Below are 700 nucleotides of genomic sequence, written 5' to 3' on the forward strand. Positions count from 1 at the left end.
GGTGGGATACTACCCTGGCTGTATTGAAATTCTAACCCGCACCCCTGATCGGGGTGGGAGACAGTGTCAGGTGGGCAGTTTGACTGGGGCGGTCGCCTCCTAAAAAGTAACGGAGGCGCCCAAAGGTTCCCTCAGAATGGTTGGAAATCATTCGAAGAGTGTAAAGGCATAAGGGAGCTTGACTGCGAGACCTACAAGTCGAGCAGGGACGAAAGTCGGGCTTAGTGATCCGGTGGTTCCGCATGGAAGGGCCATCGCTCAACGGATAAAAGCTACCCCGGGGATAACAGGCTTATCTCCCCCAAGAGTCCACATCGACGGGGAGGTTTGGCACCTCGATGTCGGCTCATCGCATCCTGGGGCTGTAGTCGGTCCCAAGGGTTGGGCTGTTCGCCCATTAAAGCGGTACGCGAGCTGGGTTCAGAACGTCGTGAGACAGTTCGGTCCCTATCCGTCGTGGGCGCAGGAAATTTGAGAGGAGCTGTCCTTAGTACGAGAGGACCGGGATGGACGCACCGCTGGTGTACCAGTTGTTCTGCCAAGAGCATCGCTGGGTAGCTATGTGCGGAAGGGATAAGTGCTGAAAGCATCTAAGCATGAAGCCCCCCTCGAGATGAGATTTCCCATAGCGTCAAGCTAGTAAGACCCCTGAAAGATGATCAGGTTGATAGGTTTGAGGTGGAAGCGTGGTGACACGTGG

Annotated in this window: 1 rRNA gene (cut by a window edge); it reads left to right on the forward strand. The window is 55.4% G+C overall.

Features of this window, described 5'->3' with window-relative positions:
• Positions 1-700, forward strand: a 23S ribosomal RNA gene (locus KHA94_RS16710) (its annotated part continues 183 nt past the right edge of the window); the annotation flags it as partial.

This window comes from Cytobacillus citreus, assembly GCF_018343665.1.
Classification (GTDB): Bacteria; Bacillota; Bacilli; order Bacillales; family Cytobacillaceae; genus Cytobacillus; species Cytobacillus citreus.